Consider the following 19,554-nt stretch of genomic DNA (forward strand, 5'->3'; position numbering starts at 1 on the left):
TTGCGAATTCTGCACAGCCGTCCGTGCAGATTTCGACCTTGCGCGCTCTAGCGCCGGGCAGCCGCCGTGGAACAGCGCTCGCCGCCGCCTGAGCTCAGGCTCGCTCCGGAGCGAGCCGGGTGAGGGCCGCACGGACGAAACCCTGCGCATCGGGTGTGTAGTCCCAACGCTCGATGACGCAGTCCCGGTGCTCCTCATCCTCGCCCGGCGAGCCAATCCTGGGGGCTGCGTCTGCGCGACGGACTGATGTTGCTGGGCGGCTACCTGGCCACGCTGGCGGCGGTCGCCTCGGTGATACTGCTTTGGTGGGGCGGGGCTTCCGCGGTAACCGGGATGCTGTCCTGGATCGGCCTCACCTCAGGGCAGTAAGCGCACACCTGCTTGCACAAAGCCACGGAAATACTCCGTGCTCGCCAGCGATAATCCGGCCTTCGCCCAACCGCAACCTCCCAGGAAGCCCCGTCATGACGTCCCACCGGTTCGCCCTGCTTGCCCTCGCGCTCGCCAGCCTCCCGCTCTCCTCCCACGCCGTGGACAACATCCGCCCCGGGCTGTGGGAGTTCCGCTCCACCCACCTGAGTGTGGGCGGCCTGCCGGACATGTCAGCGCACATGGCGCAGTTGCAGCAGCAGCTCAAGAACCTGCCTGCCGACACCCGCCGCATCGTCGAGCAGCAGATGGCGCAGCGGGGTGTCAGCCTGGGCGCGGACGGTACGGCGCGCACCTGCATCACGCCTGAGCAGGCTCGCCAGGACAACGTTTTCTCCGGCAAGGTGGAGGGCAATTGCGTGCTCAGCGACGTGACCAGGCAGGGCAACACGGTGACGGGCACGCTGAGCTGCACCGGACCGAGCGCAACCGGCAACTTCCGCGCACGCGTTCACTCCGCGGAGCACTTCACCACGCGCGTGACCATGCGCTCGACGCGCGGCGATCTCGACGTCGAGACCGAGGGGCGGTGGCTGGCCGCGCAGTGCGCGCGCTGAGCCAGCGGCGGGTGTGAGCCTGGTCACGACCGGGTAGCGGCAGTGCGCCGTAGGCGGAGTGATTGCGCCGCGCCGTGACGGGCGTCACTGCTGCACGCAAGGGACTGCGGGAAAGTGCATCAAGCCCGCCCGAGGCGGGCCGTTACGGGTCTTGAAGGCCCAATCCCCAGGCCCCTGACAGAGGTCATCATGAGCACTCAGCCCCTCTCCGTAATCGAGGGCAAACGCAGCGGCAACTGCCCTCACCCCTGGCATGGCAGCGTCGAGCACGCCGTCAACCGTGCGATCCGCGCTGGCTACCGTGTCGGCCGGCGTGTGCGCATCGGCCACATCGCCGGCTGCGTAGTCGGCTATAACATCGGCCACTTCGGCCGTTTCAGCGGCGCGAGCTACCCCTTGCTGGTGCGTACCGAATTCGGCGTCACCAAGTGCAGCCTCGCCGAGGTGGCGGCGGCCTGAAGCGCGGCAGCCCGTGTGCCGCGCGCGCGGCGCGCTCAGCGCACGGGAATGGCGACGGCCTGCGGGACAGGCACCGCGGTGACGTTGTTCTGCGGGCTGCCGTCGATCAGCTTGTCGCTGTAAACGAGATAGACCAGCGTGTTGCGTGCGCTGTCGACCATGCGCACGATGCGGATCTTCTTGAACAGGATCGACGCGCTCTGCGAGAACACCTCCTCCTGCCTGCGCAGCGGCTCGGCGAACGAGATCTCGCCCACTTGCCGGCAGGCCACCGAGGCGTCGGCAGTGTCTTCCGCCAGGCCCAGCGTGCCCTTCACGCCGCCCGTGCGGGCGCGCGATACGTAGCAGGACACGCCTTTCACCTTCGGATCATCGAACACCTCGACGACGACCTGGTGGTTCCGACCGATGAGCTTGAAGGCGGTGTCGACGCTACCGACGGTTTCGGCCTGCGCCAGCGGCGCCAGCAGGACGGCTCCGAGAGCAAGCAGGGAAATGATCTTCACGAGTCTGGACTCCGGTTTTGGCGCGGGCCGCCAGTATGGCACCGGCTGCGAGGATTTACCCTGGATCAAGGCAGCGCGGTAGCGTTGAGCGTATCAGTTGGTGATCCTGCCTGGGGCGTGTTGCCCTGGCGCCGCCTCACCCTGCTCCGAGCCCCTGCCGTGCCTGCCGCCCTCGCTTTCCCCGATCGTTCTGACCACACCGCACCAGTTGCCGGCCGCATCCCCGGCAGCAAGGCCATGTGGGTGGGCATCTTCTGCGAGCTGACCGAGTTCGCGCTGCTGTTCGCGGTGTATTTCATCGCCCGCGCACACAACCCGGACGCATTCGAGGCCGGGCCGGGACGCTTGTCGCTTGCTGCAGGCACCGGGTACACGCTGATGCTGCTCACCAGTGGCTGGTGCGTGGCGCGCGCGCTGCATGCGATGCGCGCCGGGCGCAAGCCGGCCTGCCTGCGCTGGTTGCTGGCCGGTTTCGTGTTCGGGCTGGGCTACCCCTTGATCAAGATCCTCGAACTGCGCTGGAACTTCAGCCACGGGCTGGACAGCAACGCCGGGGTGTTCGTGGTGACCTACTACTACCTCACCTTCACCCACCTGGTACATGTGTTCTGGGGACTGCTGGGCATGCTGTGGGTGATGGCACGCACCGCCGGGGGCGCCTACACGGTGGCCGAGCATGGTGGCCTGGAAGCCTTTGCCTGCTACTGGCACGCGACGGACATCCTGTGGCTGATGATCTTCCCGCTGTTCTATGTGCTGCGATGAGCCCAATGCCGACCAAGGGACCGAGACAATGAGCGAAACACGCAAGGTCGACCTGGCGTGGCTGCTGCTGGTGCTGCTGAGCGTGGCAGGGGCCGGCCTGGGCGGACGGGCAGATGCCGGCTTGGGCGTTGCCGTGATGGTCGCCGTGGTCATGGCGGTCAAGCTGCGGCTGGTGTGCGACCACTTTCTGGAGCTGCGCAGCGCGCACCAGCGCATCAGGCTGGCAGTGTACGCATTCGCCTACGGGATGCCCCTGCTGGTGGTACTGACCAGCGCGTTTGGCGACACCCTCGCCCGCCTAACCGGCGCGCTCATACCCTGACGCCCTCTACCAGTGCGGCGGCACCTCGTCCTCGGGGCGCAGCGGGTTGCCGGGCTGGATGGTCTTGACCTGCTGGGCAAGCTGGCGCAGCTGCTCGCGCTGCAGTTCCAGCGCCTGCTGCTGCCGCCATACCGTGCGGTTGAGTTCGTCGAGCAGATCCTCGGCAGCCATCAGCTTGGTCTCGAGCTTCTCGAGGCGGTGTTCGAGGTGTTGTTCCATGAGGCGCGGCGGTTCCTGGGAGGGGGTTGCAGACAAGAGGACTGCAGACGAGAGGGCCACAGACGAGAGGGCCGCGGATTCTAGCCGCTCGTCGCCCCGCCATGGCGATCCAGTGCCCAGGCCACATGCTCGCGCACGATGGCGCTGTCGTCCTGCGCGCGTGCCTGCAGGGCAGCGAGGACAGCGGCGGTGGTCGGCGCATTGCCCAAGGCCACGGCAATGTTGCGCAACCAACGCTCGTGGCCGATACGGTAGATCGGACTGCCCGCCGTGCGCTCGGCAAAGTCGGCCGCCGACCAGGCGAAGAGCTCGACCAGCGTGGCGCTGTCGAGGCGATGCCGGGGCGCAAAGTCGGGCTCGCAGCTGAGTTGGGCGAAGCGGTTCCAGGGGCAGGCGAGCTGGCAGTCGTCACAGCCGTAGATGCGGTTGCCGAGTTGCGGGCGCAGCGCTTCCGGTATGGCGCCCTGCAACTCGATGGTCAGGTAGGAGATGCAGCGCCGCGCATCGACACGATAGGGCGCGACGATGGCGCCGGTGGGACAGGCGTCGATGCAGGCCGTGCAGCGGCCGCAGTGCGGCTCGAGCCGTTCGTCGACCGGCAGCGGCAGGTCGGTGAAGATCTCGCCGAGGAAGAACCACGAACCCGCCGAGCGATCGAGCAGCAGGGTATGTTTGCCGCGCCATCCGAGTCCGTTGCGGCTGGCGTGCTCCACCTCCAGCACCGGGGCGGAATCGGTGAATACGCGGTACTGGTGCGGCACGGCAGCGGCAATGCGCTCGGCGAGCTTTTGCAGGCGCGCGCGCAACACCTTGTGGTAGTCGCGCCCCAATGCGTAACGCGACACATAGGCACGTTGCGGGTCGGCAAGCGCCGCGCCGGCGTCGGCAGCCGCGGGCCAGTAGTCCATGCGCGCACTGATCACGCGCACCGTACCGGGCACCAGCTCGGCTGCGCGCGCGCGCTTGAGGCCGTGTCGCGCCATATAATCCATGTCGCCGTGGAAGCCGGCCTCCACCCAGGCCATCAGCCCCGGCTCGGCATCCGTGAGGTCGATTCCGCCCACGCCGATCGCATTGAAGCCGAACTCCCGCCCCCACTGTCTGATCTGCGCAACAAATTCAAGCCCGTCGCTCGGGCCCCAACCCGACACCGCGGCAGGCTGCGCGCCCGCCGCAGACGACATGTCCGGTGCCCCCGCCACACTGTCCCTGCCCTGACCTGACGCCATCACCACGAGGTTCCCATGATCGAGTTGAATCAAGCTGCCGATGATAGCGGCGCCCGCCTGGACGCGCACTTGCCGGCGGAAGCCGACACCGAAGCACTTGGCGCGGCACTGGCGGCGGCACTCGCGCCCGGCCTGCGGATCTGGCTGCAGGGCAACCTCGGCATGGGCAAAACCACCCTCACCCGTGGCGTGCTGCGCGCCCTCGGCCACGAGGGTAAGGTGAAGAGCCCCACATACACCTTGATTGAACCTTACGTAGTTTCTAGATTAGACTTATATCACTTTGATTTTTATCGCTTCAATTCGCCCGAAGAATATCTGGACGCGGGGCTGGACGAGTACTTCGAAGGACGGGGCGTGTGCATCGTGGAGTGGCCCGACAAGGCGGCCCCCTACATCCCCTCCCCCGACCTCGAAATCCAGCTTCGAACCGAAGCCGACGGGCGCTTTGCGGAGATCAGCGGACACACGGATGCGGGGCGGAAATGCGTGATCGAACTGGGGAACACATTGCAGGGTGCAGGCCCGGCGCCCGGGACGAATTGATCGGGCAGGTCGGTGCTGGCCGCGAGGTCGCTACGGTCACGGCCGGCGTACGCGGCCTGAATCGGCGCCAACTGCTCAAGTTCGCAGGTGCGTCGCTCGCGCTCATGGTCAGTCCGGTGGGCCACGCCGCACCGGCCAGCCTCGTCGCGGTGCGCGTGTGGCCTTCGCCCGATTACACGCGGATCACCCTCGAAGGTGCGTCGGCGCTGCGCTTCAGCCACATGCTGGTGCAGGACCCCGACCGCCTGGTGGTCGACCTCGAAGGCGTGCGCCTCGATAGCGTGCTGCAGTCCCTGCCGTCGAAGGTGCTCGACAGCGACCCCTACATCCGCCAGATTCGGGCAGGCCAGAACAGGCCGGGCGTGGTGCGCGTGGTTGTCGAGCTGAAGGCGCCGATCAATCCGCAGGTGTTCACCCTGGCTCCGGTCGGCAACTACGGCCATCGACTGGTGCTCGACCTCCACCCCACAGAAGAACACGACCCGCTCATGGCGCTGATCCTCAAGGACTCGCCGATGGACGCTGCGATGGGCGAGGACGGCAAGGATGCAACGCCGGTGGCGCGCGCGCAGGGCCGCGAGCCGGCGCGCCGCGAACCCGCCAAGCAGCCCGCTGCGAACCGCCTCTACACCGTGGTGCTCGACCCCGGCCATGGCGGCGAGGACCCGGGCGCGATCGGGCGCGGCGGCAGCTACGAGAAGAACGTGACGCTGTCGATCGCGCGCCGCCTCAAGCGCAAGATCGACGCCGAGCCCGGCATGCGTGCAGTGCTGACGCGCGACGGCGACTACTTCGTACCGCTGCATCAACGCGTCGCACGCGCTCGCCGGGTGCGCGCCGACCTGTTCGTGTCGATCCATGCTGACGCCTTCGTGCGCCCCGAAGCCAATGGCAGTTCGGTCTATGTGCTGTCCGAGCGCGGCGCGTCGAGCTCGGCCGCACGCTGGCTGGCGCAGAAGGAAAACGACGCCGACCTCGTCGGCGGCGTCAACCTTGCACGCCAGGACGGCCACATTGCCCGCACCCTGCTCGACCTGTCGCAGACGGCAACGATCAACGACAGCTTCAAGCTCGGGCGGGCGATGCTTGGCGAGCTCGGTACGGTGAACCGGCTGCACAAGCCCGAAGTAGAGCAGGCCGGCTTTGCCGTGCTGCGCGCGCCCGACATTCCGTCCGTTCTGGTCGAAACCGCCTTCATCAGCAACCCGCAGGAAGAGCGCCGGCTCAACGACGAGGCCTACCAGGAAAAGATGGCCAACGCGCTGATGCGCGGCATAAAGCGCTACTTCCAGGAGCATGCGCCCAGCACGCCGACGCGCGTCGCCCGCCTCGACTGAGTCGTCGGTAACGCGGCGCCAGCGCTCGACCGTCCGCTCCGCGCCTTGGCCTCGAAGCCCGCAGACGCGGGCTTTGTCGCTATAATTGCGGCTTTTTCAGGCGCTTATGCAGGTTCATCGCGGGATTCCCGAGCATGCCGATACGCCTGCGGTGCTCACCATCGGCAACTTCGATGGCGTGCATCGCGGTCACCAGGCGCTGCTCTCGCTGCTGACCGGAAAGGCTCGTGCACTCGGCCTGCCGGCGGTGGTGCTCACCTTCGAGCCGCATCCGCGAGAGTACTTCAGCCCTGCCGACGCGCCGGCACGACTGGCCTCGCTGCGCGAGAAACTGATGCTGCTGCAGTCCGCAGGCGTCGATCGCACCTACATCTGCCGCTTCGACGCACGCTTGGCCTCACAGTCGGCGCAGAGCTTCATTGACGACACGCTGGTGCGCGGACTGGGCGTGCGCCATCTGTTCATTGGCGACGATTTCCGCTTCGGCGCACGCCGCCAGGGCAGCTTCGCGATGCTTCAGGAGGCGGGCGTGACCCATGGCTTCGGGGTCGAGTCAATGCCGACCCTGTGCGTGGACGACGAGCGGGTATCGAGTTCGGCCGTGCGCAATGCGCTCCTCGAAGACGACCTCGGCCACGCCGCACGCCTGCTCGGCCGCCCCTACAGCATTGCCGGCCGTGTCAGCCACGGCGACAAGCTGGGCCGCCAGCTGGGTTTCCCGACCGCAAACATCCAGATGAAGCACCGCCGGCCCGCACTGACCGGTGTCTATGTCGTCAGTGTCGAGGGCCTGGCCGAAGAGCGCATCCTCGGCGTCGCCAATATTGGCGTACGGCCTACCGCAACGGCGCGCGGCCGCGCCCGGCTCGAGGTGCATCTCTTCGAGTGGTCGCAGAACTGCTACGGTGCGCACATTCGCGTACATTTCCTGCACAAGCTGCGCAGCGAACAGAAGTTCGACTCGCTCGACGCCCTGCGGACCCAGATCGCCCTCGACTCCGAGGCGGCACGCCAGTGGTTTGCAGACCGCCCCGCGGTGCGCGACTGACGGCGCCCAGGCTGCGCACCCCCAACAGAACCCACAAGAGTCAAGTTCCAGCCATGGCCGACTACCGCAAGACACTCAACCTGCCCGACACCCCCTTCCCGATGCGCGGCGACCTGCCCAAGCGCGAGCCGAACTGGATCGCCGACTGGCAAAAGAGCAAGCTCTACCAGCGCATCCGCAAGGCCAGCGCCGGCCGGCCCAAGTTCGTGCTCCACGACGGCCCGCCCTACGCCAACGGCAGCCTGCACATCGGCCATGCGCTGAACAAGATCCTCAAGGACATCATCGTGCGCTCGAAGACCCTCGCCGGCTTCGATGCGCCCTACGTGCCGGGCTGGGACTGCCACGGCCTGCCGATCGAGCACAAGGTCGAGGTCACCCACGGCAAGAACCTGCCTGCGGACAAGGTGCGCGAGCTGTGCCGCGCTTACGCCGCCGAGCAGATCGAGATCCAGAAGGCCGACTTCATCCGTCTGGGCGTACTCGGCGACTGGGACAATCCCTACCGCACGATGGATTTCGCCAACGAAGCCAACGAGATCCGCGCGCTCGCCGAGATGACGAAGAACGGCTACGTCTTCAAGGGCTTGAAGCCGGTGAACTGGTGCTTCGACTGCGGCTCGGCGCTGGCCGAGGCGGAGGTCGAGTACGCCGACAAGCAGTCACCGACGATCGACGTCGCCTTCCCGGCGGCCGAGGCTGGCAAGCTTGCCGCCGCCTTCGGCCTGGCCAAGCTCGACAAGCCCGCCGCCGCAGTGATCTGGACCACCACCCCGTGGACCATCCCCGCCAACCAGGCACTCAATGCTCATCCCGAGTTCGACTACGCGCTGGTAGACGTGGGTGATCGTCTGCTGGTGCTCGCCAAGGAACTGGTCGAATCCGCCCTGCAGCGCTATCAGCTCGAGGGCAGCATCGTCGCTACCGCGAAGGGCGCCGCGCTCGACCGCATCGAGTTCCGCCACCCCTTCTACGACCGCGCATCGCCGGTGTACCTGGCCGACTACGTGGGCGTGGACGCCGGCACCGGCATCGTGCATTCGGCCCCCGCTCACGGCGTGGACGACTTCAACTCGTGGCGCGCCTATGGCCGCAGCAACGAGGAGATCCTGTCGCTGGTGATGGGTGGCGGCGAGTACGTGCCCGACCTGCCCTTCTTCGGCGGCATGAACATCTGGAAGGCCAACGCCGCCATCGTCGACAAGCTCGCCGAAGTCGGCGCGCTGCTGTCGCACGGCAAGATCACCCATAGCTACATGCACTGCTGGCGCCACAAGACCCCGCTGGTCTATCGCGCGACCGCGCAGTGGTTCGTCGGCATGGATCGGACTGCCGCCGACGGGTCGACGCTGCGCGAGCGCGCACTACGCGCCGTGGAGGCCACCAAGTTCTACCCCGGCTGGGGCCAGGCACGCCTGCACGCGATGATCGCCAACCGACCCGACTGGTGCATCTCGCGCCAGCGTAACTGGGGCGTGCCGATCCCCTTCTTCCTGCACAAGGAGACCGGCGAGCTGCATCCGCGCACGGTCGACCTGATGGAAGAGGTTGCCAAGCGTGTGGAGCAGGAAGGCATCGAGGCCTGGTTCAAGCTCGACGCTGCAGAGCTGCTCGGCGCCGAGGCCGCACAGTACGACAAGATCAGCGACACCCTCGACGTCTGGTTCGACTCCGGCACCACGCACAAGCACGTGCTACGCGGCTCGCACAACGACGGCCACCCCGAAGGCCCGCGTGCCGACATGTACCTGGAAGGCTCGGACCAGCACCGCGGCTGGTTCCATTCATCGCTGCTCACCGGCTGCGCCATTGACGGCCATGCACCGTACCGCAGCCTGCTGACGCACGGCTTTGCGGTGGATGGCGCCGGGCGCAAGATGAGCAAGTCGCTCGGCAACGTGGTCGTTCCGCAAGAGGTCACCGGCAAGCTCGGCGCCGAGATCCTGCGCCTGTGGGTCGCCTCCACCGACTACTCGGGCGAGCTGTCGATCTCCAAGGAGATCCTTGACCGCGTGATCGAGGTCTATCGCCGCATCCGCAACACGCTGCGCTTCCTGCTCGCCAACACCGCCGACTTCGACATCGCCAGCGATGCGGTGCCGGTCGAGCAGTGGATGGACATCGACCGCTATGCGCTGGCCTTTACCCGCCAGCTCGCACAGCAGGCCGAGGCCGACTACGCGAAGATGGAGTTCCACCGCGTGGTGCAGGCCCTGCAGGTGTTCTGTGCCGAGGACCTCGGCGCCTTCTACCTCGACATCCTCAAGGACCGCCTGTACACCACCGCGGCCGGCAGCCTGCCACGCCGTGCCGCGCAGACAGCGCTGTGGCACGTCACCCAGACGCTGCTCAAGCTGATGGCGCCGATCCTTTCCTTCACTGCCGAGGAAGCCTGGGCCATCCTCAACCCCGCCCGGTCGGGCGAGGAGGCCGACAGCGTGATGCTGCACAGCTTCCACGCCCTGCCCGCGCAAGAGGGCGAGGCCGGGCTCATCGCACGCTGGGAGATCATTCGGAGCGTGCGCAGCGAAGGCCTCAAGGTGATCGAAGCCCTGCGCACCGAAGGCAAGGTGGGCGCCTCGCTGCAAGCCGAACTCGAGCTCGCGCTCACCGCCGACAAGTTCGCCGCACTGGCCAGCCTGGGTGAAGACCTGCGCTTCGTCACCATGACCTCGGGCGCACACCTGTCTGAGGTGGACAGCGTTGACGACGAGCGCATCGTCGCCACGCCGAGCGGGGCGCAGAAGTGCGAGCGCTGCTGGCACTACGTCGACTCCGTCGGCAGCGACGCCGAGCATCCTAGCCTGTGCGGCCGCTGCGTGAGCAACCTGTTCGGCGAAGGCGAAATCCGCAGCCATGCCTGAGCTCTCAGCCACAATGACCACGCCCCGCACACGCAGCGCCCTCCTCCTGATGCTGCCGTGGCTGCTGCTTGCAGCCGCGGTCGGCGTGCTCGACCAGGTCACCAAGCAGCTCGTGCTCGCAAACCTGCATTACGGTCAGGTCATCCCGATCACGAGCTTCTTCGACCTGGTGCTGGTATTCAATCCCGGCGCCGCGTTCAGCTTCCTGGCCGACCACGGGGGCTGGCAGCGCTGGTTTTTCACCATCCTGGCCCTGGTGATCAGCGCCTGGCTGCTGGTGATGACGTACCAGCACCGCCACGAGAAGATCCTGCCCGCTGCCTTCGCCCTGATCATCGGCGGTGCGCTGGGCAACGTTTACGACCGACTCGTCCATGGCGCGGTCGTCGACTTCCTGCATTTTCATTACGCCGGCTGGAGCTGGCCGGCGTTCAACCTGGCTGACTCCGCGATCACCGTCGGTGTCGTGCTGATGCTGTGGGGACAACTCCGCAGCCCTCATGCGCAGCAGCCTTGAATAAGCCCCGGAGCCCGATCTTGAGCCAGACCATCGACGCCAACAGCCTCGTCACCCTGCACTACCGCATCTCGCTGCCCAACGGCCAACCACTGATCAGCACCTTCAACGCCACGCCGGCGACGCTGCAGTTGGGCGCAGGCGAGATGCTGCCGGCCATGGAGAAGCTGCTCGTCGGCCTGGTGCCCGGTAGCCGCCACATCTTCGAGCTGGAGCCGGAGAATGCCTTCGGCCCCCACCGCGCCGAGCTGATCGAGCGCGTCAAGCGTGAGCACATGCCCGACGAGGACATCGAAGCCATGAGCATCATGGAGTTCACCGCGCCCGACGGCTCGCGCTACTCCGGCCTGGTGCGCGAGATCGACGACCAGTCGGCGCTCATCGACTTCAACCATCCGCTCGCGGGCAAGCACATCCACTTCGAGGTCGAGGTCATCGGTATCCTCTGACCACACCAAGCCCCACCCTGCCCCACACAGAGACAACAATGAGCGACAAGGAAATCCTGCTGGCCAACCCGCGCGGCTTCTGCGCCGGCGTGGAACGCGCGATCGAGATCGTAGAGCGTGCGCTCACGCGCTTCGGCGCCCCCATCTATGTCCGCCATGAGGTCGTGCATAACAAGTTCGTGGTCGACGATCTGCGCAACAAGGGTGCAGTGTTCGTCGATGAGCTCGATGAGGTACCGAGCGGCAATACGGTGATCTTTTCCGCACATGGGGTGTCGCTGGCGGTGCGCGAAGAGGCGGAGAAGCGCGGCTTGCGCGTGTTCGATGCCACCTGCCCGCTGGTCACCAAGGTGCACATCGAGGTCACCCGCATGCGTGAGCAGGGCCGCGAGATCATCATGATCGGCCACAAGGGCCACCCCGAGGTCGAAGGCACGATGGGCCAGGTCGCGACCGGCATCCACCTTGTCGAAACACCCGAGGACGTCGCCGCGCTGCAAGTGGCGAATCCGGAGCTGCTGGCTTATGTCACCCAGACCACGCTGTCGGTCGATGATGCGGCAACCATCGTCAACGCCCTGCGTGCGCGCTTTCCGAACATCGCCGGCCCGAAGAAGGACGACATCTGCTACGCCACCCAGAACCGCCAGGATGCGGTGAAGTTCATGACTCCGTATGCGGACGTGGTGTTCGTGGTGGGCTCGAAGAACAGCTCCAACTCCAACCGCCTGCGCGAAGTGGCCGAGCTTCGCGGCGTGCCCGCCTACCTGGTGGACAACGCGGCCGGCATCGATCCGGCCTGGATCGAAGGCAAGCGCCGTATCGGCGTTACGGCAGGCGCCTCGGCGCCGGAGGTGCTGGTCGAGGACGTCATCGCACGCCTCAAGGCGCTCAGCGGCGGCGCCGTGCGCAATCTCGACGGCGTCCCCGAGAAGGTGACCTTCCCGCTGCCCAGGGAATTGCAGGACGCACGCTGAAAGCGGGCAGGCATCAAGCAGAAACCCTCGCCGCAAAGCGAGGGTTTCTGCTTTATTCATGAGGCCATCGGGCCCGGTCGCGCCTAGGCGCCGATGTGTTCCGCCATGATGCGGCGGTAGAACTCGTGGAAGTGCTGCATGCCGTCCTCGAAGGGCGACTGGTACGGCCCGACTTCGTTGCGGCCTTCCTTGAGCAGTGCCAGCCGACCACGATCCATACGCTCTGCGATGTCATCGTCCTCGATCGCGGTTTCCATGTAGGCCGCCTGCTCCGCCTCCACGAACTCGCGCTCGAACTCGACGATATCCTCGGGGTAGTAGAACTCCACGACGTTGGTGGTCTTGTCCACGTCGGTCGGGATCAGGGTACTGACCACGAGCACATGCGGATACCACTCCACCATGATGTTGGGGTAGTAGGTCAGCCAGATCGCGCCGTGCTCAGGCTTCTTCTCGCCGTAGTACTCGAGTACCGCCTTGTGCCACTTGGCATAGGTGGCCGAGCCCGGCTTGGCGAGGGAGGTGATGCCGACCTGCTGCACCGAATACCAGTCACCGAACTGCCAGCTGAGGTCGTCGCAGGTCACGAAGTTGCCCAGGCCGGGATGGAAGGGCACGACGTGGTAGTCCTCGAGATAGACCTCGATGAAGGTCTTCCAGTTGTAGTTGCACTGATGAATCTCGACCCGATCGAGCTTGTAGCCGGAAAAGTCGAGCTGGGGCGCGACCTTCATGCCGGCCAGGTCTTCATTGGCCGAGCGCGGCCCCTTGAAGAGCAGCCCGTGCCAGCTCTCCAGACCGTCGCGCTTGAGACCCAGGCAGGGCTTTTGCGCGAAGTGTGGAGCGCCGATGAGTTCACCCTGCTGGTTGTAGGTCCACCGATGAACCGGGCAGACGACGTGCTCGGTCGTGCCACTGCCCTGCAGCATGATGGCCTGGCGGTGGCGGCAGATGTTGGACATCTGGTGCACGCCGCGCTCGGTGCGGAACAGCAGCTTGGCGTGGTCAAGCCACTCCAGCGAACGGTAGTTGCCGACCTCGGGAACCATCAGCTCATGGCCGACGTACCCCGGACCGGCATCGAAGAGGAGCTTCTTCTCCAGTTCGAAAACCTTCTCGTCGAAGTACCAGGAAACAGGCAGTTGGGAGGCAGCCTGGGCCAATTGAGCCTTGGAAGCGATGTCGGACATCCCCGAACCTCCTCTTGCGGACAAGAAATCCGGAAAAATAAACGAGTTAGTGTAAGCCAGCCGTTGTTTGACCGCCAGACCTGCGATCGGTTATTTTCCGACTTTTGCCGCGCAGATATTCATCCATGCCAAAGTCGGCACCCGCCCCCAAGTCCTTCGAAGCCGCGGTTTCGGAACTCGAAGCCATCGTCCAGGAGATGGAAGCGGGCAAGCTTCCACTGGAGGAATCCCTCGTGCGCTATCAGCGTGGCGTAAGCCTGCTGCGTTATTGTCAGGGCACGCTTGCCGACGCCGAACAGCGCGTGCGGCAGCTCGAAGGTGATGCCCTGGTCGATTTCGACGCCGGGGCGCCAGGCACCAAGGCCGTCGGGGGCGAACAATGATCGATACGCACAAGGGTGGAGACTTCCGCGACTGGATGGCAGGCATCCAGGCACGCACGGAGACGGCCCTGGCCGAGGTGTTGCCCGAGGCCACGATCGCCCCGGCGCGCCTGCATTCCGCCATGCGCTACGCGGTGCTCGGCGGCGGCAAGCGGGTACGCCCCCTGCTTGCACATGCGGCAGGCGAACTCGCCGGCGCAGACGCCCGCCACCTGGATCGCGTCGCCTGTGCGGTCGAACTCATCCATGCCTACTCGCTCGTTCATGACGACTTACCGTGCATGGACGACGATGTGCTGCGCCGTGGCAAGCCAACGGTGCACGTCGAGTACGACGAAGCGACGGCGCTGCTTGCTGGCGACGCCCTGCAGACGCTCGCCTTCCAGACGCTCGCCGACAACATTCCCGGGCTCGAGCCAGCGGTGCGGGTGGAGATGCTCGCCCAGCTCGCGCTCGCCTCGGGGTCGCGCGGCATGGCAGGCGGCCAGGCCATCGACCTTGCATCGGTCGGCGTGCAGCTGACGCGCGAGGAGCTCGAGTTCATGCATGTACACAAGACCGGCGCACTGATCCGCGCCGCCGTGCTGCTGGGCGCTCGCGCAGGAGGCCGCCTGTCGGCGGCAGACCTTGGCCGCCTGGACCACTATGGCAAAGTGATCGGGCTGCTGTTTCAGGTCGTCGACGACATCCTCGACGCCGAAGCTGACACTGCCACGCTGGGCAAGACGGCCGGCAAGGACGCCGACAACGACAAGCCGACCTATGTGAGCCTGCTCGGCCGTACCGAGGCCCGCCGCCTCGCCGAGGACATGCTCGCCGACGCGCAGCGCACGCTGGCCCCTTTTGGTACGGGCGCCGGCCGCCTGTCCCAGCTCGCCGACTACATCGTGCATCGCGCCTTCTGAAGTCGCTGCGAAGCCCGAAACAACATGCAAGGAACGCCGGATCCCATGGCCCCCTACCCCCACCTGGAACGCATCTCCTCCCCCGCCGACGTGCGCGCACTCGAGCGCAGGGAGCTGACGACCCTCGCCGACGAACTGCGCGCCTTCCTGATCGAGTCGGTATCGCGCACGGGCGGCCACCTGTCGTCCAATCTCGGCACTGTCGAGCTGACGATCGCGCTCCATCACGTGTTCAACACGCCTCATGACCGCATCGTCTGGGACGTCGGCCACCAGACCTACGGCCACAAGGTGCTTACCGGCCGCCGCGAGGCGATGGGCGGGCTGCGCCACTGGGGTGGCATCTCCGGCTTCCCGCGCCGCTGCGAAAGCGAGTACGACACCTTCGGCACGGCGCATTCGTCGACCTCGATCTCGGCCGCGCTCGGCATGGCGGTCGCAGCACGGGCGCGCAAGGAGGACCGCCACGCGATCGCCGTGATCGGCGATGGCGCGATGTCCGCCGGGATGGCCTTCGAGGCCCTCAACAATGCCGGCGACATGGACGACCTGAACCTGCTGGTCATCCTCAACGACAACGAGATGTCGATCTCTCCTCCCGTTGGCGCGCTGACCAAGATCCTCGCGCGCATGCTGTCGGGCTCGACCTACAACACCGCGCGCAGAGTCGGCGAAAAGGTGCTGGGCATCGCACCGCCGGTCGCCGAGCTTGCACGCAAGGTCGAAGAGTACGCCAAGGGCATGATCAGCCCGGGCACCCTGTTCGAAGAGTTCGGCTTTCACTATTACGGGCCGATCGACGGCCACGACCTCGATGCCCTCATCCCCACACTGCAGAACCTTAGAAAGCTCAAGGGTCCGCAGTTCCTGCACGTGATCACGCGCAAGGGCCAGGGCTACAAGCTCGCCGAAGCCGACCCCATCCTCTACCACGGCGTCTCCAAGTTCGACCACACGGCGGGCATCGAGACCGGCAAGGGCGGCGGCAAGCTGACCTACACCCAGGTATTCGGCGACTGGCTGTGCGACATGGCAAAGGCCGACCCGCGCATCGTCGGCATCACCCCGGCGATGCGGGAAGGCTCGGGCCTGGTGCGCTTTGCCCAGGAGCACCCGGACCGCTACTTCGACGTCGGTATCGCGGAGCAGCATGCCGTCACCTTCGCCGCCGGGCTGGCCTGCGAGGGCTTCGTACCCGTGGTGGCGATCTACTCGACCTTCCTGCAGCGCGCCTACGACCAATTGATCCACGATGTCGCCCTGCAGAACCTGCAAGTGGTGTTCGCGATCGACCGCGGAGGCCTGGTCGGTGCCGATGGCGCCACCCACCACGGCGCATTCGACCTATCCTATCTCACCTGCATCCCGAATATGGTCGTGATGGCGCCCTCCAACGAGGATGAATGCAGGCAGATGCTGTACACCGCCGTCAGCCACCCCGGGCCGTCGGCGGTGCGCTACCCGCGCGGCGGCGGCACCGGCGTCGCACCTCAGGCGCGCATGCAGGCGCTCCCGATCGGCAAGGGCGAGGTCGTGCGCGAAGGCCGGCGCGTCGCCCTGCTCGCGTTCGGCAGCATGGTCGGCGTTGCGCTCGACGTGGGCGCGCAGATCGATGCCACGGTCGCCAACATGCGCTTCATCAAGCCCCTGGACGAAGCGCTCGTTGCGCGCCTGGCCGCCGACCACGATCTGCTCGTCACGCTCGAGGAGAACGCGCTCATCGGCGGCGCCGGCAGCGAAGTGGCTCGCGTCGTCGACGGCCTGGCAGCGCGACCACGCATGCTGCGCCTGGGCCTCCCCGACCGCTTCATCGACCACGGCGACCAGGCCCAACTGCTGGCCTCGGTCGGACTCGACCGCGACGGTATCCTCGCTCGCATCCAGCACAGCCTGGACATTGACGCCACCACCAAAAGTTGAGCATTTTTGTCGGGAAAGCTAAGATTCGGGCCAGGTGCAACTCGTTTGCACCTGGCCCGATCACCATGAAACGAGAGAAACGCCAATGAACGACCCCATCGATCTCGCCATGCCCGACGTCCAGAGCAGCGCGGACAGCCGCCAGATCGCGATCAACAAGGTCGGGATCAAGTCGATCCGCCACCCGGTGAAAGTCGCCGACAAGGCGGGCGGCGTGCAGCACACGGTGGCGAGCTTCAACATGTACGTCGGCCTGCCCCACAACTTCAAGGGCACCCACATGTCGCGCTTCGTCGAGATCCTCAACGACAACGAGCGCGAGATCTCGGTGGAGTCCTTCGAGCCCATGCTGCGTGCGATGGTCGAGCGCCTCGAGGCCGAGACCGGCCACGTCGAGATGAGCTTCCCGTACTTCATCAACAAGACCGCGCCGGTGTCCGGTGTGAAGAGCCTGATGGACTACGAAGTGTGCTTTATCGGCTCGATCCGCGAGGGTGGCCATTACGAGTTCTCGATGAAGGTGGTGGTGCCTGTCACCAGCCTGTGCCCCTGTTCGAAGAAGATCTCGGAGTACGGCGCCCACAACCAGCGCTCGCACGTCACCGTGAACGCGGTCCTCAACGACCACCTGTGGATCGAGGAAATGGTCCAGCTGGTCGAGTCCCAGGCATCGTGCGAGTTGTTCGGCCTGCTCAAGCGGCCTGACGAGAAGTGGGTCACCGAACGTGCCTACGACAACCCGAAATTCGTCGAGGACATGGTGCGCGACGTCGCCGCCCAACTCCAGCGCGAACCCCGCATCGACGCCTACGTCGTCGAGTCGGAGAATTTCGAGTCGATCCACAACCATTCGGCCTACGCCCTGATCGAGCGCGACAAACGCATTGCCGCCTGCGGGTAGTGCCGATCAAGACACCTGATCGGCCAATCGGCAAGGGCAATGACACGCCCAAACGCAAGACGTTAATATAAGCATTCCATTAACTACTGGAATGCACGTAATGTCCAAGTCCTTTGTCCAGATCACCACCGACGTGTCCAAGGCCCTCGCCACGCTGCGAAAGGAAACGCCCGAGACGATGCAGGGCTTCGGCACGATGGCCAAGGGCGCCTTGCAGGACGGCGCGCTGAGCGAGCTGCAGAAGGAACTGATTGCGCTTGCGATCGCCGTCACCCAGCGCTGCGACGCCTGCGTCGGCTTCCATGTCAAGGCGCTGATCCGGCTCGGTGTGAGCCGCGAGCAGTTCATGGAGACGCTGGGGGTATGCACCTACATGGGCGGCGGCCCTGCCCTCATGTACGCCGCCGAAGCCGTCCGCGCATATGAGGAAATGCTGCCACGCGCGGCCTGAAGCGGTCCGCTAAAAAAAGCGTTCACTTTTTCTGCGGATTCACTATAATGCCGACCTTCGAGCGGAGAGGTGGCAGAGTGGTCGAATGTACCTGACTCGAAATCAGGCGTAGGTGCGAGCCTACCGTGGGTTCGAATCCCACCCTCTCCGCCAAAAAACAGTTGAAGTTGCGGCAGCAAAAGATATAATGCCGCTCCTTCGCAGTGCAGCACAAAGCGCCCGTAGCTCATCTGGATAGAGTACCTGGCTACGAACCAGGGGGTAGGAGGTTCGAATCCTTCCGGGCGCGCCAAACAAGCCTTCCGACTTCGGGCTCTAAACGATATCGGCAACGCGCCCGTAGCTCATCTGGATAGAGTACCTGGCTACGAACCAGGGGGTAGGAGGTTCGAATCCTTCCGGGCGCGCCAGACAGCCGAAAAAGGCCCGGTCAATCGACCGGGCCTTTTTCATTCCTGCGCGCCGAAGGGCGCTCGGTTAAGCTGTCGCCTTTATCCCATACGCCCCGAAATGCCCGACGCCCATCACCTGCTCGGCCTGCAGCCTGGCGCCTCGCGCGCCCAGATCAAGCGCGCCTTCCGCCAGTTGGCGATGCAATGGCACCCGGACCGCAATCCCGCTCCGGATGCCGTCGAGCACTTCAAGGCGCTTCGGCGTGCGCATGACGCCCTGCTCGAAGCCTTGCTCGAGGACACGGACGCCGATGTCGAAACGGCCGCGACCGCGGCGGCCGAGCGCGCGCAGCAACGGGCAACGGAGCGCGGCGCCGACCGCTGGGAAACGCTCGAGATCAGCTTCGAGGAAGCCTTCGCCGGCGGCGCAAGGGCGATATGCGTTCGCAGCCCCCTGCCCTGTGCGCATTGCAATGGCAGCGGCACCGAAGAGGTCAGCGTCAGCCAGGTGTGCGCCCTCTGCCATGGCTCGGGGCGCCTGCGCACTGCGCAGGGGCTCGTGCACTGCGACGCCTGTGACGGGCGCGGCTATACGCGCACGCGCGCGTGCAGGGCTTGTGGCGGCAGTGGCGAGCAGGTCGGCGAACGCTGGCTGGAAGTCACACTGCCACCCGGGCTGGTTGACGACGATACGCTGCGCCTTGCCGGCGAGGGCGAGCCGCATGCCGACCCCAGCCACCCGCGTGGCGATCTGCGCCTGAGAGTCAGGCTCAGCCCACACCGCATCTTCCGCCGCGAAGGCAGGAACCTCGTCGTGCAGCGCCCGGTCAGTGCACTTCGCATGCTGGTCGGCGGCAGCCTGCGCATCCCGCACCCCGCGGGCATGCGTAGCGTGACGCTCGATGCGGGCCTTGCTCATTGCCGCCAGTTGCGCGTCGAAGGGGCGGGTTTCCCGGCACGTGCGGGGCGCACTGCCGGCGACCTGATCGTCGAGTTCATACCGATGCTGCCCGAAGCACTCGACGCGCGTGTGCGCACCTTGATCGAGCAGCTCGACAACGAACTCGGCGCCAGTGCGGAGCGCCACCTGCCCGAGCTTGCGCGCTGGGAAGCCGACTGGCTGACCGACTGACGCTGGCGCAAACAGACGCCGGCACTGCGGCGGCAGGCCCCATCGGCCGTATAATT

The 19,554-nt window shown here is 66.0% G+C and carries 21 protein-coding genes and 3 tRNA genes; 20 read left to right on the forward strand and 4 right to left on the reverse strand.

Annotated elements, in window-relative coordinates:
• Positions 1–464: 464 nt before the first annotated feature.
• Both B447_RS03520 and B447_RS03525 read left to right on the forward strand, forming a co-directional pair.
• The gene (locus tag B447_RS03520; RefSeq protein WP_002936587.1) at positions 465–986 is read left to right on the forward strand and encodes a DUF3617 domain-containing protein; all 522 of its coding nucleotides are present in this window, start codon (positions 465–467) and stop codon (positions 984–986) included.
• 189 nt (positions 987–1,175) lie between these two features.
• Entirely contained in the window at positions 1,176–1,445 is a 270-nt protein-coding gene (locus B447_RS03525) for a hypothetical protein (protein ID WP_002926416.1), read from the forward strand.
• Positions 1,446–1,480: 35 nt separating this feature from the next.
• On the opposite strand, the gene B447_RS03530 is transcribed toward B447_RS03525, so the two are convergent.
• The gene (locus B447_RS03530; protein ID WP_002926417.1) at positions 1,481–1,951 is read right to left on the reverse strand and encodes a CreA family protein; all 471 of its coding nucleotides are present in this window, start codon (positions 1,949–1,951) and stop codon (positions 1,481–1,483) included.
• A 237-nt stretch (positions 1,952–2,188) separates the two neighbouring features.
• On the opposite strand from B447_RS03530, the gene B447_RS03535 reads away from it, so the two are divergent.
• Together B447_RS03535 and B447_RS03540 are read left to right on the forward strand one after the other, a co-directional pair.
• A complete protein-coding gene (locus tag B447_RS03535; protein WP_037982309.1) occupies positions 2,189–2,716 on the forward strand; it encodes a cytochrome c oxidase subunit 3 family protein in 528 nt (175 codons plus the stop codon).
• Positions 2,717–2,744: 28 nt separating this feature from the next.
• Positions 2,745–3,038: a cytochrome C oxidase subunit IV family protein gene (locus tag B447_RS03540; protein ID WP_002926419.1), complete on the forward strand. Its 294-nt coding sequence runs from the start codon at positions 2,745–2,747 to the stop codon at positions 3,036–3,038.
• Between the two features lie 6 nt (positions 3,039–3,044).
• Here the strand turns inward: B447_RS03540 and B447_RS03545 are convergent, their stop codons facing one another.
• On the reverse strand, positions 3,045–3,257 hold the full coding sequence (locus B447_RS03545) for a SlyX family protein (RefSeq protein WP_002926420.1): 213 nt from the start codon (positions 3,255–3,257) through the stop codon (positions 3,045–3,047).
• 80 nt (positions 3,258–3,337) lie between these two features.
• Positions 3,338–4,441, reverse strand: a complete 1,104-nt coding sequence (gene queG / locus B447_RS03550) for a tRNA epoxyqueuosine(34) reductase QueG (RefSeq protein ID WP_002936592.1) — start codon at positions 4,439–4,441, stop codon at positions 3,338–3,340.
• A 60-nt stretch (positions 4,442–4,501) separates the two neighbouring features.
• Between queG and tsaE the strand changes: the two genes are divergently transcribed.
• The 7 genes from tsaE to ispH all read left to right on the forward strand — a co-directional run bounded on the left by tsaE (position 4,502) and on the right by ispH (position 12,224).
• Positions 4,502–5,032 (forward strand): tRNA (adenosine(37)-N6)-threonylcarbamoyltransferase complex ATPase subunit type 1 TsaE, encoded by a 531-nt coding sequence (tsaE, locus tag B447_RS03555; RefSeq protein WP_002936594.1) that lies wholly within the window; start codon positions 4,502–4,504, stop codon positions 5,030–5,032.
• Entirely contained in the window at positions 4,972–6,369 is a 1,398-nt protein-coding gene (locus B447_RS03560; RefSeq protein WP_051018745.1) for an N-acetylmuramoyl-L-alanine amidase, read from the forward strand. Before tsaE ends, B447_RS03560 begins: the two co-directional genes overlap by 61 nt.
• Before the next feature lie 106 nt (positions 6,370–6,475).
• A complete protein-coding gene (locus B447_RS03565) occupies positions 6,476–7,417 on the forward strand; it encodes a bifunctional riboflavin kinase/FAD synthetase (RefSeq protein WP_002936598.1) in 942 nt (313 codons plus the stop codon).
• A 53-nt stretch (positions 7,418–7,470) separates the two neighbouring features.
• On the forward strand, positions 7,471–10,281 hold the full coding sequence (gene ileS / locus B447_RS03570) for an isoleucine--tRNA ligase (RefSeq protein WP_002936601.1): 2,811 nt from the start codon (positions 7,471–7,473) through the stop codon (positions 10,279–10,281).
• A 13-nt stretch (positions 10,282–10,294) separates the two neighbouring features.
• Positions 10,295–10,798, forward strand: a complete 504-nt coding sequence (lspA, locus tag B447_RS03575; protein ID WP_002936604.1) for a signal peptidase II — start codon at positions 10,295–10,297, stop codon at positions 10,796–10,798.
• 20 nt (positions 10,799–10,818) lie between these two features.
• Positions 10,819–11,247 (forward strand): FKBP-type peptidyl-prolyl cis-trans isomerase, encoded by a 429-nt coding sequence (locus tag B447_RS03580; protein ID WP_002926431.1) that lies wholly within the window; start codon positions 10,819–10,821, stop codon positions 11,245–11,247.
• 38 nt (positions 11,248–11,285) lie between these two features.
• Positions 11,286–12,224, forward strand: coding sequence for a 4-hydroxy-3-methylbut-2-enyl diphosphate reductase (gene ispH, locus B447_RS03585; protein WP_002936607.1), 939 nt, complete (start codon positions 11,286–11,288; stop codon positions 12,222–12,224).
• 83 nt (positions 12,225–12,307) lie between these two features.
• Here ispH and B447_RS03590 read toward each other — a convergent pair whose 3' ends face one another.
• Positions 12,308–13,414, reverse strand: coding sequence for an aromatic ring-hydroxylating oxygenase subunit alpha (locus B447_RS03590; protein WP_002936609.1), 1,107 nt, complete (start codon positions 13,412–13,414; stop codon positions 12,308–12,310).
• Positions 13,415–13,539: 125 nt separating this feature from the next.
• On the opposite strand from B447_RS03590, the gene B447_RS03595 reads away from it, so the two are divergent.
• From B447_RS03595 to B447_RS03635, 9 genes are all read left to right on the forward strand, one after another.
• On the forward strand, positions 13,540–13,797 hold the full coding sequence (locus tag B447_RS03595) for an exodeoxyribonuclease VII small subunit (RefSeq protein ID WP_002936610.1): 258 nt from the start codon (positions 13,540–13,542) through the stop codon (positions 13,795–13,797).
• Complete coding sequence (locus B447_RS03600) at positions 13,794–14,702, forward strand: polyprenyl synthetase family protein (RefSeq protein WP_002926447.1); 909 nt, start codon at positions 13,794–13,796, stop codon at positions 14,700–14,702. The genes B447_RS03595 and B447_RS03600 overlap by 4 nt, the downstream gene beginning before the upstream one ends.
• Before the next feature lie 45 nt (positions 14,703–14,747).
• Positions 14,748–16,622: a 1-deoxy-D-xylulose-5-phosphate synthase gene (dxs, locus tag B447_RS03605; protein WP_002936612.1), complete on the forward strand. Its 1,875-nt coding sequence runs from the start codon at positions 14,748–14,750 to the stop codon at positions 16,620–16,622.
• Between the two features lie 85 nt (positions 16,623–16,707).
• The gene (gene folE2 / locus B447_RS03610; RefSeq protein ID WP_002926451.1) at positions 16,708–17,523 is read left to right on the forward strand and encodes a GTP cyclohydrolase FolE2; all 816 of its coding nucleotides are present in this window, start codon (positions 16,708–16,710) and stop codon (positions 17,521–17,523) included.
• Positions 17,524–17,623: 100 nt separating this feature from the next.
• Positions 17,624–17,974, forward strand: a complete 351-nt coding sequence (locus B447_RS03615; RefSeq protein ID WP_002936614.1) for a carboxymuconolactone decarboxylase family protein — start codon at positions 17,624–17,626, stop codon at positions 17,972–17,974.
• 63 nt (positions 17,975–18,037) lie between these two features.
• Positions 18,038–18,127 (forward strand) — tRNA-Ser (locus B447_RS03620).
• A gap of 62 nt (positions 18,128–18,189) precedes the next feature.
• A tRNA-Arg gene (locus tag B447_RS03625) sits at positions 18,190–18,266 on the forward strand.
• A gap of 41 nt (positions 18,267–18,307) precedes the next feature.
• Positions 18,308–18,384, forward strand: a tRNA-Arg gene (locus B447_RS03630).
• Between the two features lie 100 nt (positions 18,385–18,484).
• Positions 18,485–19,498, forward strand: a complete 1,014-nt coding sequence (locus tag B447_RS03635) for a DnaJ C-terminal domain-containing protein (RefSeq protein WP_002936615.1) — start codon at positions 18,485–18,487, stop codon at positions 19,496–19,498.
• The last annotated feature ends 56 nt before the right edge of the window (positions 19,499–19,554 follow it).

This window comes from Thauera sp. 27, from assembly GCF_000310125.2.
GTDB classification, from domain to species: domain Bacteria; phylum Pseudomonadota; class Gammaproteobacteria; order Burkholderiales; family Rhodocyclaceae; genus Thauera; species Thauera mechernichensis.